A 13,293-nucleotide genomic window follows, 5' to 3' on the forward strand; every position below is an offset into this window, starting at 1 on the left:
TATTCTTCAATAAAATCATGGAATATTACAACAAGGTTATAGAATCAGTAAATGTCAGGTTTCTGAGAGGAAATAACTTCCTCGTAGAAAAACCAGTCAGTATTTCTGACCACAAGGAATTTGACAACATGCTGATTCTCCTTCATCATGGTACGCTCAAGTTTGGAGATGACCAAGAGCTACTCAATGAGGGAGAGGTGCTTTTCTTACCTGGGGAAAAAAAGACCTCCCTGACCTTTGGCGGGGGAGCAAAGAAAGCTGAAATATCCATGGAAAACTACCAGGAGAACAAGAAAAAATATCTTCAGAGTGTCAGCATCAAAGATGTCCGAAATGCCCAAGAAGATTGTCTTTCTGTACTGAGTTTTGAATCCAAGGTATTCGATGTAGTGAATTTCTTCAATTCGCTAGAGATTCCCGCATTTGTGATTCGATTCAACGACCGGATCGGAATGCTCATCGAGGATATTATGAAGGAGCTGGAGCAAAGTCATGTCGGCAAAGAGCGAACCTTGCGAGCATTGACCGAAGTATTGGTGATCGAGCTACTTAGACATATTTTGAAAAACAGACTATTCCTAGAAGAGCTCTCTACCAATGTCACCTATTTCAAGGATCCTCGATTGATCGAATTGTTCAAATTCATCAAAACCAACCTAGGTGGTGACCTTTCCAACAAAGTATTGGCAAAAGTCGCCAATGTCTCCGAAGACTATGTAGGACAGTATTTTAAAATGCTCACCGGCATCAATCCCCAGGATTATATCGAATACCAGCGGATGGAAGCTGCTGTAGACCTCCTGCGTACCACCAAAAAGTCGATCAGAGATATCGGGAAAGAAGTAGGATATAAGGATACTGCCTATTTCTGCCGCCGATTTAAGATGATGTATGGAGTACCTGCAGGTAAAATGAGAAGAAGAGAAAGTCTAATTAACGTGTAGACTTTGATTATACCACTCTTTGTAAGAAAGGACCTCGGTGAGAAAATCGGGGTCCTTTTCTATTTGATTCCCTATCACCACCATATCTGCCCCAGATTCCATCGCTGAGTGGATTTTACTAAGCGTATCCAGTCCTCCACCCACTATCAATGGGATTTGAATATGGGACTTGACTGCCTGAATCACCTCAGCGGAGACACCGGATGTAGCTCCACTTCCTGCATCCAAAAAGCAATGTGTCATGCCAAGGAACGTACCTGCCAATGCTGTTTTTAGGACGATATCTGGTCTCTGATTTGAAATAGGTAAAGTATTGGACTCCCGGTGCACACTTTTCAACTCCCCGTCATTGACCAAAATATAAGCCGTCGGAAGCACTTCTAGCTCAGACTCATATACCTTGAAAGCTGCATCCACTTGCTGAGAAATCAAAAAATCAGGATTACGGCCAGAAAGAAGACTCATAAACAAAATACCATCGGCTTTGCCAGAGACTTGACCGTGGGAACCGGGAAACAATACTACTGGGATATTTCCCGCTATCAACTGAACCTTCTCCACCAGTTCATCAAAACTCTCCTCCACATAGCGACTACCTCCGACCAAAATCAGGTCTAGCTTCGAATCCTTGACCCAATTCCATTGTGAAAAATCCATCGAGTCCAGCTTGTCTGGATCTATCAGCCAAGCCACCGCTTTTTTGTTTCTTTTTGCTAGCTGCAAAAAGAGCTTACGGACGGACCTCTTTTTCATCTGGCTCTTCCGAGACTAATAAATTTTTGAAATACCTCTCTTTAGCCAATGCCAAACCCAAAATCAACAACCTCTGGCTCATACTTGGCCAAAATGTAGATTTCCTTTTTTTGGTCAATCGCTCTTCTAACTCTTCTGTCAACAATCCTTCCCGCTCCAGAACTTCCAGTGCTTTCTGACTCTTTCTGTCTTTTTTTCTCCTCCCGATCTTCACGATAGAATAAGCAAGCAAGCCACCGACCAATACAGCGCCTCCCACTTTGACCCAATCCTCAGAATCTCTCTTCAGCAAGTCCAATTGCTTCTGGAGGGTTTGCTCCAATTCTTCTGCTTGGTTTTCCAGCTCTTTACTCATCTTGCTTTTTGGCTTTGATTCTATTAAAAATAAAGTTTTTCAATCCTCCCTGTACCTTGACCTGTATAGTCGGAGAGTACCTCCCCATATAAATCGCCAGCAATAGGGCGAGATAAATCAATCCCACAATGAGAAATCCCATAAACGGAGACTCAAAATAGGTGGCGAGATAGAATGCCAGAGAAAAACTGAAAAACAACAACACCAACATGGTCAAGCCTCCCAAAACAATCAATAAGATCGTACGGGAAAGGATTCCCAGAAATTCCTCCTGAACTTCCTCTTTGACCAGATTGATTCGGGTTTCTATCAGACTTTTGACCGTCTGGACGATTTCGGATACCTTGAGCATAGGATTCAGTAAAAGTGATATTAATAGCCCTAATATACTTGAATTGCGATGATCAAAAAAATCCTTAGTCAGCGGCTAGCTCTCCTTCCTCATAAAACTTATAGCGCAAGACCAGCTCTAGCGCAAGCCGAATCGCTTCATTCACCGTGCGCTCCTCGCAGAGGCTGGCATCGATATCTCTCAAATACGAATAATAAGCGGTCGCCATCGGCACCTCAAGCGATTGATTGATTTGCTCGCTGACTTTCAAATACTCCGCCTGCTTCTCAGATTTTAGGATTTTGCAAGTGATGAGCTCCTTAGATCCAGATTTGCTTCTACGGGCAGATGCACCAAACAGCCTACAAATCATCCCCCTATAGGCATAGCCACTACAATAGCCAGATTTGCCTTCTGGATCTTGAGTCCTGTAAAGGATGCAGTTGCTTTCGGGATTTGATTCGATTATTCGTAAACTTGCCTCGGCAGCACCCTTTTCATAAAGCTCGAAAGCCAAAGGCAGAAACTCCAAAATAGTAGCTGGGATTTTGGGATTTGCACAGCAAAAACCGCAACCACTGAGACAACTTAGTCCTCCCTCAGAAGCATATTTGGTAGCCTCCGCCTCCAGCTCCTTGTACAATGATAAGACAGCCAGAGATTTTTCTTTTATATTCAAATGATCAAGAAAATCCCGACAAAATTAGAATCGAAACAACCTATTTGATACAGGGCGATAAAGATTTTTTCCTTCTCAAAATCAGAACTTTACAAACCGAAGAAAGAAAATGAAGGACGAAAACCTCGGAGAGCCGTTTTCATCAATAGCAAAAGAACACAAATTATGAGTGATCAAACTACAAAAACCCAAGAGGACAAAATCAGGAAAGCTTTCAAGGAGAAAGACTGGAGTGAAATCAAAAGCGCAGATTCCTGGGCCATTTTTAAGGTAATGGCTGAGTTTGTAGATGGATTTGAGAAACTAGCCAAAATAGGTCCCTGTGTTTCGATTTTTGGGTCTGCCAGGACTCCGCGGGATCACAAACACTACCAAATGGCGGAGGAGATCGCTGCCAAGCTAGTCCGACACGGATATGGTGTCATCACAGGAGGAGGTCCCGGGATCATGGAAGCCGGTAACAAAGGCGCCCATTCCGAAGGAGGTAAATCCGTCGGTTTGAATATTGTATTGCCCTTTGAGCAGTTTGACAACATCTACATCGACCGAGACAAACTGATCACGTTTGACTATTTCTTTGTCCGCAAAGTAATGTTTATCCGATACTCCCAAGGATTTGTGGTTCTTCCGGGAGGCTTTGGTACGATGGATGAGTTTTTTGAGGCACTCACTTTAATCCAGACCAACAAAATAGGCCGATTTCCGATCGTCCTAGTCGGCAAAAGCTATTGGGAAGGACTCGTAGATTGGATCAAAAAGACGCTATTGGAACACAAATACATCAATGAAGAAGATCTGGACCTCTTTTCGGTGGTCGAAGATGCCACGGAGGCAGTTCGTGTGATTGATGATTTCTATAGCAAATACCTGCTTAGCCCTAACTTCTGATGCAAAAATCCCATCTATTTCTCCTTTATGGCCTGGTTGGACTTTGTTTGATAGCTATTGTGCTTCTTTGGAACAAATCAACTCCAGCCGAACCAAGTGTAGCTACAACCCCACCTGTGCTAGGAGCTGTCGGACTTCCCACGCTTCCTCCTGATTCAGTCCGCATTTTTGAGATCCCGGCAACGTTGGAATTTGCAGGAGAAAAAGTACCTCTGGAAATCCAGGACGTCTACGAAAGGCTGGAAAGAGAGATTTATGTCAATGCTTATTGGCAGTCCAATATGGTCTTGCTACTCAAAAGATCTGGTAAGTACCTCGATTCGATGAGCGAAATTTTAAAAGAAAATGGAATTCCAGACGACTTTAAATACCTGGCCATAGCAGAGTCAGCCCTTATGAATGTTTCTTCTCCTGCGGGAGCAAGGGGCTTTTGGCAATTTATGGAGCCAACAGCAAAGGAATATGGCCTAGAGGTCAACTCTGATGTGGACGAGCGATATCATTGGCAAAAAGCAACCGTAGCAGCCAGCAAATACTTGAACAAGGCACGTCAGCGCTTTGGCAACTGGACAGCCGTAGCGGCGAGTTACAACATGGGGCAGGCAGGTTTTTCGCGAAGACAGACAGAGCAGCTTCAAGAAGACTATTATGAGTTATTGCTCAATGATGAAACCAGCCGCTACATGTTTCGAATTTTGGCATTCAAAGTCATTTTTGAAAATCCCAAAAAATATGGCTTTGGTCTCCGGGAAGAAGATTACTATCAAGAGCCACCTCTCCGTGAAGTACCTGTGAACGATGACATCAAAAATCTCGCTCAATGGGCCAAAGATCATGGATCCAGCTACAAAGAATTGAAACTTTACAACCCTTGGCTGCGAGACAAAAACTTAAATGTGAAAAAGGGAAGATCTTATACCTTTTTACTTCCAGATTAAATCCCTAGGCCGAAACAGAAATCATTCTCTTCATCTATGGTTTTTTGATTTGCTGAAAGAAGAAAGGAAATTCTAAATCTGAAGTTAAATTTCATCTATTTCAAAAGATTTTTTCTTTTGTGATAGCTTGGCATTGATTATTGTTTGTATCTTTGACGGGCAAATAGGGTTCCCTACAACCGATATTTGCTATGAATCGAAACTCCGATAAATTCCTCTACGAAGCACTTACCTACGACGATGTGCTTCTTGTTCCTGGGTATTCAGAAGTCCTTCCACGAGACACAAACACTTCTACCCAGCTCACCAAAAAAATCAGACTGAACATCCCACTTGTTTCCGCAGCGATGGACACAGTGACCGAAGCAGAGCTTGCTATTGCAATTGCTTTGGAGGGTGGTTTGGGCTTCATTCACAAGAATATGCCTATCGAAAAGCAGGCAGCTCAAGTGAGAAAAGTGAAGCGTTCGCAAGCAGGAATGATTTTGGATCCCATCACCTTGCATATTGATGCCAAAGTCCGAGATGCCGAGCAAATTATGCGTGAATATCACATCGGTGGTATCCCAGTAGTAGACGAAAAAAAGGTCCTCAAAGGAATCATTACCAATCGGGACCTGAGATTTATCAAGGATCAAAATCGACCTATTCGTGAGATCATGACGATTGATAATCTGATCACTGCCAAAGCCGGGGTATCTCTCGAGCAAGCCGAAGAAATCCTTCAAGAGCACAAAATCGAGAAACTACCAATCGTAGACGAGGAAAACAAACTCTCCGGTCTCATCACCTACAAGGACATCCTCAAGAGAAAAGATAAGCCAAATGCTTGCAAAGACGAGTATGGCAGACTAAGAGTCGGGGCGGCTGTAGGAGTGACTGCCGATATAGTGGAGCGCGTAGAAGCGCTGAAGAGTGCTGGAGTAGATGTAGTCTCCATTGACACGGCTCATGGACATAGCAAAGGTGTCATCGATACCTGTCGCAAAATCAAAGATGCTTTCCCAGACCTAGAAGTGATTGTAGGCAATATCGCCACGCCAGAAGCTGCCATAGCGCTAGCTGATGCGGGTGCCGATGCAGTCAAAGTAGGGGTAGGACCAGGTTCTATCTGTACCACTCGTATCATAGCAGGAGTAGGAGTGCCACAGCTTTCTGCGGTATTCGAATGCTCTCAAGCTTTGAAAGATCGTGGAGTGCCTGTTATCGCTGATGGAGGGATTCGCTATTCTGGAGATTTGGTCAAAGCCATAGCCGCTGGAGGTAGCTCCATCATGATCGGTTCCCTACTGGCCGGTACAGAAGAAGCACCAGGAGAAATGATAATTTTTGAAGGCAGAAAATTCAAATCCTATCGAGGCATGGGCTCTTTGGAAGCTATGGAATCTGGCTCCAAAGATCGATACTTCCAAGATGCAGAAGACAATATCAAAAAGCTTGTTCCTGAAGGAATCGTCGGAAGAGTTCCATACAAAGGGCTTGTAGCAGAGGTTCTTTATCAGCTGGTCGGTGGACTACAAGCTGGTATGGGCTACTGCGGTACCAAAACAATCGAAGACCTCCAGATCGATGGAAAATTTGTGAAAATCACTGCTGCTGGTGTCAAAGAGTCACATCCGCACGATGTAAGTGTCACGAGAGAAGCACCAAATTATAGTGTGAAAGGATAATTTCACAATTGTATTTCAATCTAAAAGACCAGCCAAGGCTGGTCTTTTTTTGATTAGAATAAAACAAGATTTGGGAAATTAGCCAATATGCGCTTTGATCTGATCTCCCTGCAAGTGTGCGTTGAGCCAGCCCGCTTCCAGATCAGCTCCATATTTTTTGTAAAAATTAATAGCCGGCTCATTCCAGTCTAGTACTTGCCACATCATACCTGTACATCCTTCTTCTTGCGATTTTTGCATGACTCGATCAAAAAGCAACTTGCCAGCACCATTGCCACGCTCAGACTCTGTCACGACGATATCCTCTAGGTAGAGTCTTTTCCCCTTCCAGGTACTGTAGCGATAATAGTAAATCGCAATCCCTATGATTTCTTGGCTTTCCGATTTCTCACAGACAAATAAACCATAGACTGGATTGGGACCAAACCCATCCTCCTCCATCATTTCCAGTGTGTTGGTGACTTGCTCTGGTGCTTTTTCATAAAGAGCCAATTCTTTGATCAGCTCCAAAACTCTCGGCAGATCTTCTACTTTTCCTTCTCTGAGTGAATACATATTAAGTTGATGATTGTTGGAAATTCCTTGATTGAAATCCTAAATTAGTCAAAACCTAAAAAAAGCATGTTTCTAGCGATTGACGCCGGCAATTCCAATGTAGTTTTTGCACTTTATAATCAGCATGAGCAAAAATGGTCCAACCATTTTCGGCTGGAAACCCACGCTCCAAAGCTCGCTGCCCAACTGAGTAAGAAAGTGCCCGTTTATTTTTTGGAACACAGCATCACTCCAGGGGACATCACGTCAATCGGATTTAGCTCAGTCGTGCCAGAAATCAACCCATTGGTCCTTGATTTTTGCACAAGCTTCTTTGGAGTAGCTCCCTACCTCATCCAGCCTGATAGCTACCACAAACTCCCCATTTCCAGCCTTCGACCACAAGAAATCGGAACTGATCTCATGTGCAATGTCATGGCTGCGTGGACCCAACTTCAAAGTCCAGCGATTGTCGTGGATTTTGGCACGGCACTCACATTCACAGTTTTGGATCAGCAAGGACAGATTTTGGGGGTCTCGATTGTCCCTGGATTGCGCACAGCCATTAAATCTTTGTTTTTGAATACTTCCAAGCTTCCCGACGTGGAGCTCCAAATGCCAGTTTCAGCACTTGGCAAAGATACAATACATGCCATCCAAGCTGGTATCATGCATGGCTATACCGGCTTAGTCAGTGGAATGATCGCTAAAATCCGTGAAGAGCTCCCATTTGATGTCAAAATCATAGCGACCGGAGGTCTTTCAGAAATCCTTACTTCTCTGGAAAATCAATTTGACATCATCGATCGAAACCTTACACTAGAGGGACTCAGGCTAATTACCGAGTCTAACGGTGCTGGTTAACCCATACTAGGCTTCAAAATCAAAGCCGGGTTAGGACAGTTTTTCCCAAATTTAGGCAGATCATTTCTCGAAGCCACACCTGGAAAATCACCACGATTTCCCCACAATTCTATCATCAATTGGAAATGGAGGTGAGGAGGCCAATCTCCATTTTCTGGGAAGGGTCCTACATGACCCACCCGCTCTCCTGCCTCCAAAATCTGCCCTTCTCTGAGAACCTCCAGATCTTTCCTACTAAGATGTCCATAAAGAGAGTAGAGCTTTTCCCCTGCCAGCTCATGCTCCAAAATTACCGTAGGACCATAATTTCCAAAACCAGCATTATCTTGAAAACTATGAACCACAGCTCTCCAAGGAGAAAAAATGGGAGACCCAGCAGAGCACCATATATCCATGCCTAAATGGATATCTCTAAACTCAGCCGATGTCGTCGCAAAGACTTCTGAGCGACGATAGATCGCTCGATGCTCCAGATAGCCACCTATCCCATATTTTTTACCTTTGACGCGCAACTGATCAAAAACATACGCATCAAATACTTCTGTATTCGAAATATCCACTTCCTCCAACTCCGAATTGGCCGGTGAAAAATCCAATTGCATCGTGTTCTCCTTGGTAAGAGGCTCTCCCATGACAGGGAAAAATTTGAAATCACTCCACTTCATGCCTCAAATATGTGGAAAATGAAGAGACATGAAAAAGACATTAAAAATATTACATGAAGGAACTGTATTTTCATACGAAGCTTTCTAATTTTCTCCCATGGAAAGCCCACACATCCCCAGTCTGCAAGACATACAATCGGCAGCTCGTCGAATAGCCCCATTCGTGCACCATACGCCTATCCTGACTTCCTCAGCGATCGATGAAATCGCTGGCTGCGAATTGTTCTTCAAATGCGAAAACTTCCAAAAAGTCGGAGCCTTCAAAGCTCGGGGAGCTGCCAATGCAGTCCTCAAACTAGCTCCAAGCCAAATGGCCAAAGGTGTAGCCACACATAGCAGTGGAAATCATGCAGCAGCATTGGCGAGAGCAGCTAAAGTCGCCGGGATTCCAGCCTTCATCGTGATGCCTTCTAACGCACCCGAAATCAAGAAAAAAGCTGTCAAAGGCTATGGTGGACAAATAGTCGAGTGTGAACCCAATCTGAAAGCAAGAGAAACTACGCTGGAAAAAGTAGTCGCAGAAACTGGAGCGACATTTATCCCCCCTTACGATTATTGGGATGTAGTAGAAGGTCAGGCTACCTGTGCCTTAGAAGTATTGGAAGAAATTCCTGACTTAGACATCCTAATGACCCCTGTTGGAGGTGGAGGATTACTTGGCGGCACTGCATTGACTTCACATTATCTGAAGCCTTCACTTCAAGTGATCGCCGGAGAACCTGCCGGTGCTGATGATGCTTACCAATCTTTTCACAAAAAGGAACTGATCCCTCAAACCGGACCAAAAACAATTGCCGATGGACTGTTGACCTCCTTGGGAAAAATCAATTTTCAGCTGATCAGCACATATGTAGATGATATTTTGCTTGCTGAAGAGGAACAAATAAAAGAAGCAATGAGATTGATTTGGGAGCGGATGAAACTAGTAATAGAGCCCTCCAGTGCTGTTCCTTTAGCTGCATTGCTTGCCAATCGAGAGCAGTTCAAAGGCAAAAGAGTGGCGATCATCCTATCCGGAGGGAATGTGGATCTTGCAAAATTGCCCTTCTAATCTTCCAGTTACCAGGATCCTTCCTCTCGAGTGAGGATTCTCCCTTCTCGAGCACTCAAAAACGCCGCTTCTATCAACTTGAGAACTACAATCGCTTGATTTAGCTCCACCATGAGAGGCTTCTGACGCAAGATAGCATCCGCTATATTTTGATAAAAAATCCTGTAATCACCATTGACTGTTGGCAGAGGCTTAGTCTCATTTTCGAAATAGAGCATCCCCCATCGGTCTTCGGTTTCCACTCCCCAGTCTGGTCCTTCTGGCTTTATTCCAGCTTTGAATGCAGCCTCTTGCACGTCCAAACCAAACTTTTGATAGGAACCCTTTTCGCCTAATAACAAAAACTTGGGAGTAGGAGCTCCGACCAGTACCCCTGCCGTCACTCTGGCTTTTTTGTCAGAATAGAATAGCGTGATATCAAAATGATCATCTGCTTGGGCTCCTGTCCTTTGCTTGCGAATGTCTGCAAACAGTCCATCCGGTATCCCAAAAGCCAATACAATTTGGTCGATCAGGTGAGTTCCGAGGTCAAAGGTGATCCCTTTCCCCGGCACATCCTTTTCTCTCCAATTATCCGAAATCTGTGGCCTAAATCGATCAAAGTGAGATTCCAAATAGGCAATCTTCCCAAGCGTGCCCGACTCTAGCAATTGCTGTATAGTCCTGAAGTCCCCGTCAAATCTTCTGTTTTGAAATACTGTACAAATCTTTCCTTTGTCTCTGGCAATTGCTTGCAGCTCCTCTGCTTCATGGGAAAAAACACTCACTGGCTTATCTACTACGACATGCTTTCCAGCTTCTAGGGCAAGTTTTGCCATCGGAAAATGAAACTCATTGGGCGTGGTGATCACTATCAGATCTGCACCATCTTGCTCCAACAGCTCCTCAAGACTTCTGTAAGTGGTCACTTCCGGATAAATCTGCTCACATCGCCTGCTCGTACGCTCCACCACAGCTGTCAGCTCCAGGTCAGGACAAACATCTATCAGAGGAGCATGCATTTTTTCGGCTACGGAGCCAAAGCCAATTATGGCTGTGCGGATTGGAGAGATTAAAGTCATTTACAGTTTCATTTCGTAGGCTTTATTCACGAGCTCTACCCGCGTACTCACGCCCAGTTTTTGGTGGATATTTTTCCGATGGGTCTCTATCGTACTTGGACTCAGGCCCAAAATATCTGCGATATCTTTGCTTGTATTGCCATCTTTGATCATAGACACGATCTGTACTTCTCTGCGAGAGAGTCGATATTTGTCTCTAAAAGAATCAAAAAATGTATTGGGCTGAGCCTGTTCTACTACACGCTGAAAATTCAGGACATGTCGCCCTTCGTATACTTCACGGATCGTATACACCAGTTCATCTGGATCGGCATCTTTGAGTATAAACCCATCGGCTCCTTTCTGAATAGCTTCCTTGAAGATTTTCTCTTCATCATACATCGAAAGCACGATCACTTTTGCCCGATAAGGATCCAAAGCGATATGACTCAAAACACCGAAGCCATCCAATACAGGCATATTGAGGTCTGTCAGGACGACATCCACATCGTGAGTCTTCAAATAATCGACTAGTTTCTGCCCATTGGGAAAAATCTCAAGAACGACGAGATCATCGTGCTCTTCAAGCAATCCTTCTATGCCTTTGGCAAAAAGCGTGTGGTCGTCTGCGATGACTATGCGGATCATGATAAGTAAGGGTGAAACCTAAATTAGCTTTAGAAATTCAATTTGGCAAAATCAGTTTGATTTCTGTACCATTTCCTGGTGAGGAATGGATTAAAAATTGTCCGCCAATGGTTTCCATCCGCTTCTTTAGATTGTACATACCACTGCCTTCGGAGGCTACAGTGGTATCAAAGCCCCTTCCATCATCACGGATTTGGATTTCCTTATTTTCTGAAAGATTGACCAGTTCTACCGAAATATGATCCGGAGCGGCATGCTTCATCGCATTGTTCAGGCATTCCTGGATCACTCGGATCAAAACCAATTTTTGATTCTTATCCAGTTCCCAAGACTCCTCTTCCATTTCTAGAGTAGTCTGACAAAAGCCAGTCGCTTGGATTTTGTCCAACTGCTGCTGGACAAATTCCCCGATGGAAATACTTTCTACCCAGTCCAAATTTAAGGTTTTGGAAAGACCCCGCACCTCAGAGATGACTTTGGTGATCAGCTCCCGGCCTTCCGCCTGACGGTCCGGTTTGGATGAGCCCAGGTACAATTTTGATAGTGACAGCAACTGCCCAATATTATCATGGAGCTCCCGGCCGATATGAGACATGGTGTCTTGCTGGATTTCATTTTCAATGTTGAGCAGAGTCTTTTCATGCTCCATCTGAAGCTGGTTCATCCGCTGCTTATTTTGCACTTGTCTTTGTCTGTGCAGTATCACCATAGCAACCACAAAAGTGGCCATCAAAGCCGCCAGAAACGCTCCGGCAAACAATACAAATACAATCTGATTATCCTCTCCTTCCATTAGATAGTTTGTGCTTTTTTCTCGATAAGTAAACCGCGGTTTATGAAAATCAAGACAATTGAAGTCAGCATAAGTAAATACAGAATCATAGAAATGTCTTTGAAAAAATAATAAAGAGGCAGCTCATTAAATGTCAGGTAATCACGTTCTATTTCAGCCAAAATCAATATCACATTTTGAAAAAGATTGAAAGTAATAAACCAGAATGGAATAAACCTCAGAGGATTGATATCCAAATAATCATCTGAGCTGATCAAGTCCACAAAAAATAGACAACTGGCCACTATACTGAGCATATAACTCATGAAATAGACAATCGGCTGATGAAGTGTAATTTCTTCAATTTTAGAAAAATCCAAAAAAAGTGTAATCGCTACAAACCCAATTAAGAGGAATAAAAGCACCCTTTTAAGCTTTGGATTCTGGATGAAAAGATAAATCCAAGCAACCAGAATAACCTTCGATATCTGAAAGTTGAAAATATTATAGGCCCATAAATTCCACCCCTGATAAGGTAAGTTTGAGATTAAATGGTGCATTGATTCATTGAAGTCCCGGTTGACCAATGTAATCGAGCCAAATAATTCATAAAAAGATACCATCCACAGAAGAAAAAGAGCCATATAAAACCTTGGCTGCTTTTTCGGGATTTTTGAAAAACTGGCGAACACAACTGAACCTGTTAATGCAAGCACGTGTACACCAATCAAATATGGATTGGCAATTATCCTGTCGAAAACTCCCTCCAGCATTTAGGGCCTAGGGCAAGTAGGAGGGCAAAGTTCGCCACTATTGTAATAATCCTCTTCATCGTCCCCGATTTCTTTGTCGCCACCAAGATTGGTCGGACATAGTACCAGCGTCAATCTCCCGATGTATTTTTCAGGATCTTCAGGATGTGTCTCCTTAGCTGTTTCCTCGGTATATTCAGTAAGATAAAACTTGATTCCTCCGGTTTTCTCATCCGTTTTGTCTAGTATTTCCTGCAAGTACGCCCGATCAAAAAACACCCAATCCGTTTGATGATCAATATCCTTTTTCCGCTCCTTACCAGGCTTACCACTCCTGACCTCTTTGTCATACTTGCTCTTCATCTCTAAAAATGACTTTCTGCTGATTTTCATAATAAATAATGGGTTA

17 protein-coding genes are annotated in these 13,293 nt (G+C 43.6%); 6 read left to right on the plus strand and 11 right to left on the minus strand.

Annotation, left to right across the window (positions count from 1 at the left end):
* The first annotated feature begins 17 nt into the window (after positions 1–17).
* A complete protein-coding gene (locus G460_RS0113665; protein ID WP_026955889.1) occupies positions 18–944 on the plus strand; it encodes a helix-turn-helix domain-containing protein in 927 nt (308 codons plus the stop codon).
* On the opposite strand, the gene G460_RS0113670 is transcribed toward G460_RS0113665, so the two are convergent.
* From G460_RS0113670 to G460_RS0113685, 4 genes are all read right to left on the minus strand, one after another.
* Entirely contained in the window at positions 930–1,697 is a 768-nt protein-coding gene (locus G460_RS0113670; protein WP_026955890.1) for a geranylgeranylglyceryl/heptaprenylglyceryl phosphate synthase, read from the minus strand. The genes G460_RS0113665 and G460_RS0113670 overlap by 15 nt on opposite strands.
* A complete protein-coding gene (locus tag G460_RS0113675) occupies positions 1,675–2,052 on the minus strand; it encodes an SH3 domain-containing protein (protein ID WP_026955891.1) in 378 nt (125 codons plus the stop codon). Before G460_RS0113675 ends, G460_RS0113670 begins: the two co-directional genes overlap by 23 nt.
* Positions 2,045–2,404 (minus strand): phage holin family protein, encoded by a 360-nt coding sequence (locus G460_RS0113680; protein WP_026955892.1) that lies wholly within the window; start codon positions 2,402–2,404, stop codon positions 2,045–2,047. The genes G460_RS0113675 and G460_RS0113680 overlap by 8 nt, the downstream gene beginning before the upstream one ends.
* Before the next feature lie 64 nt (positions 2,405–2,468).
* Entirely contained in the window at positions 2,469–3,062 is a 594-nt protein-coding gene (locus tag G460_RS0113685; protein ID WP_026955893.1) for a YkgJ family cysteine cluster protein, read from the minus strand.
* Between the two features lie 165 nt (positions 3,063–3,227).
* Between G460_RS0113685 and G460_RS0113690 the strand changes: the two genes are divergently transcribed.
* From G460_RS0113690 to guaB, 3 genes are all read left to right on the plus strand, one after another.
* Positions 3,228–3,950, plus strand: coding sequence for an LOG family protein (locus G460_RS0113690; protein WP_026955894.1), 723 nt, complete (start codon positions 3,228–3,230; stop codon positions 3,948–3,950).
* Positions 3,950–4,888, plus strand: coding sequence for a lytic transglycosylase domain-containing protein (locus tag G460_RS0113695; protein WP_035464454.1), 939 nt, complete (start codon positions 3,950–3,952; stop codon positions 4,886–4,888). The genes G460_RS0113690 and G460_RS0113695 overlap by 1 nt, the downstream gene beginning before the upstream one ends.
* A 191-nt stretch (positions 4,889–5,079) precedes the next feature.
* Positions 5,080–6,558, plus strand: coding sequence for an IMP dehydrogenase (gene guaB, locus G460_RS0113705; protein ID WP_026955896.1), 1,479 nt, complete (start codon positions 5,080–5,082; stop codon positions 6,556–6,558).
* A gap of 78 nt (positions 6,559–6,636) precedes the next feature.
* On the opposite strand, the gene G460_RS0113710 is transcribed toward guaB, so the two are convergent.
* Positions 6,637–7,113, minus strand: coding sequence for a GNAT family N-acetyltransferase (locus G460_RS0113710; RefSeq protein WP_026955897.1), 477 nt, complete (start codon positions 7,111–7,113; stop codon positions 6,637–6,639).
* Positions 7,114–7,179: 66 nt separating this feature from the next.
* On the opposite strand from G460_RS0113710, the gene G460_RS0113715 reads away from it, so the two are divergent.
* Positions 7,180–7,956, plus strand: a complete 777-nt coding sequence (locus G460_RS0113715; RefSeq protein WP_026955898.1) for a type III pantothenate kinase — start codon at positions 7,180–7,182, stop codon at positions 7,954–7,956.
* Here the strand turns inward: G460_RS0113715 and G460_RS0113720 are convergent.
* Positions 7,953–8,588, minus strand: a complete 636-nt coding sequence (locus tag G460_RS0113720) for a peptidoglycan DD-metalloendopeptidase family protein (RefSeq protein ID WP_051316069.1) — start codon at positions 8,586–8,588, stop codon at positions 7,953–7,955. The two genes, G460_RS0113715 and G460_RS0113720, sit on opposite strands and share 4 nt — an antisense overlap.
* A gap of 130 nt (positions 8,589–8,718) precedes the next feature.
* Between G460_RS0113720 and G460_RS0113725 the strand changes: the two genes are divergently transcribed.
* Positions 8,719–9,672: a pyridoxal-phosphate dependent enzyme gene (locus G460_RS0113725; RefSeq protein WP_026955900.1), complete on the plus strand. Its 954-nt coding sequence runs from the start codon at positions 8,719–8,721 to the stop codon at positions 9,670–9,672.
* A gap of 8 nt (positions 9,673–9,680) precedes the next feature.
* Here G460_RS0113725 and G460_RS0113730 read toward each other — a convergent pair whose 3' ends face one another.
* The 5 genes from G460_RS0113730 to G460_RS21885 form a co-directional block, all read right to left on the minus strand.
* On the minus strand, positions 9,681–10,733 hold the full coding sequence (locus tag G460_RS0113730) for an oxidoreductase (protein WP_035464456.1): 1,053 nt from the start codon (positions 10,731–10,733) through the stop codon (positions 9,681–9,683).
* A complete protein-coding gene (locus tag G460_RS0113735) occupies positions 10,734–11,360 on the minus strand; it encodes a response regulator transcription factor (protein ID WP_026955902.1) in 627 nt (208 codons plus the stop codon).
* 37 nt (positions 11,361–11,397) lie between these two features.
* Positions 11,398–12,153 (minus strand): sensor histidine kinase, encoded by a 756-nt coding sequence (locus tag G460_RS0113740; protein WP_026955903.1) that lies wholly within the window; start codon positions 12,151–12,153, stop codon positions 11,398–11,400.
* Positions 12,153–12,557, minus strand: coding sequence for a hypothetical protein (locus G460_RS23190; RefSeq protein ID WP_157366933.1), 405 nt, complete (start codon positions 12,555–12,557; stop codon positions 12,153–12,155). The genes G460_RS0113740 and G460_RS23190 overlap by 1 nt, the downstream gene beginning before the upstream one ends.
* A gap of 348 nt (positions 12,558–12,905) precedes the next feature.
* The gene (locus G460_RS21885; protein ID WP_051316048.1) at positions 12,906–13,277 is read right to left on the minus strand and encodes a hypothetical protein; all 372 of its coding nucleotides are present in this window, start codon (positions 13,275–13,277) and stop codon (positions 12,906–12,908) included.
* Between the last annotated feature and the right edge of the window lie 16 nt (positions 13,278–13,293).

It is taken from the genome of Algoriphagus vanfongensis DSM 17529 (assembly GCF_000429465.1).
Taxonomy (GTDB): Bacteria; Bacteroidota; Bacteroidia; order Cytophagales; family Cyclobacteriaceae; genus Algoriphagus; species Algoriphagus vanfongensis.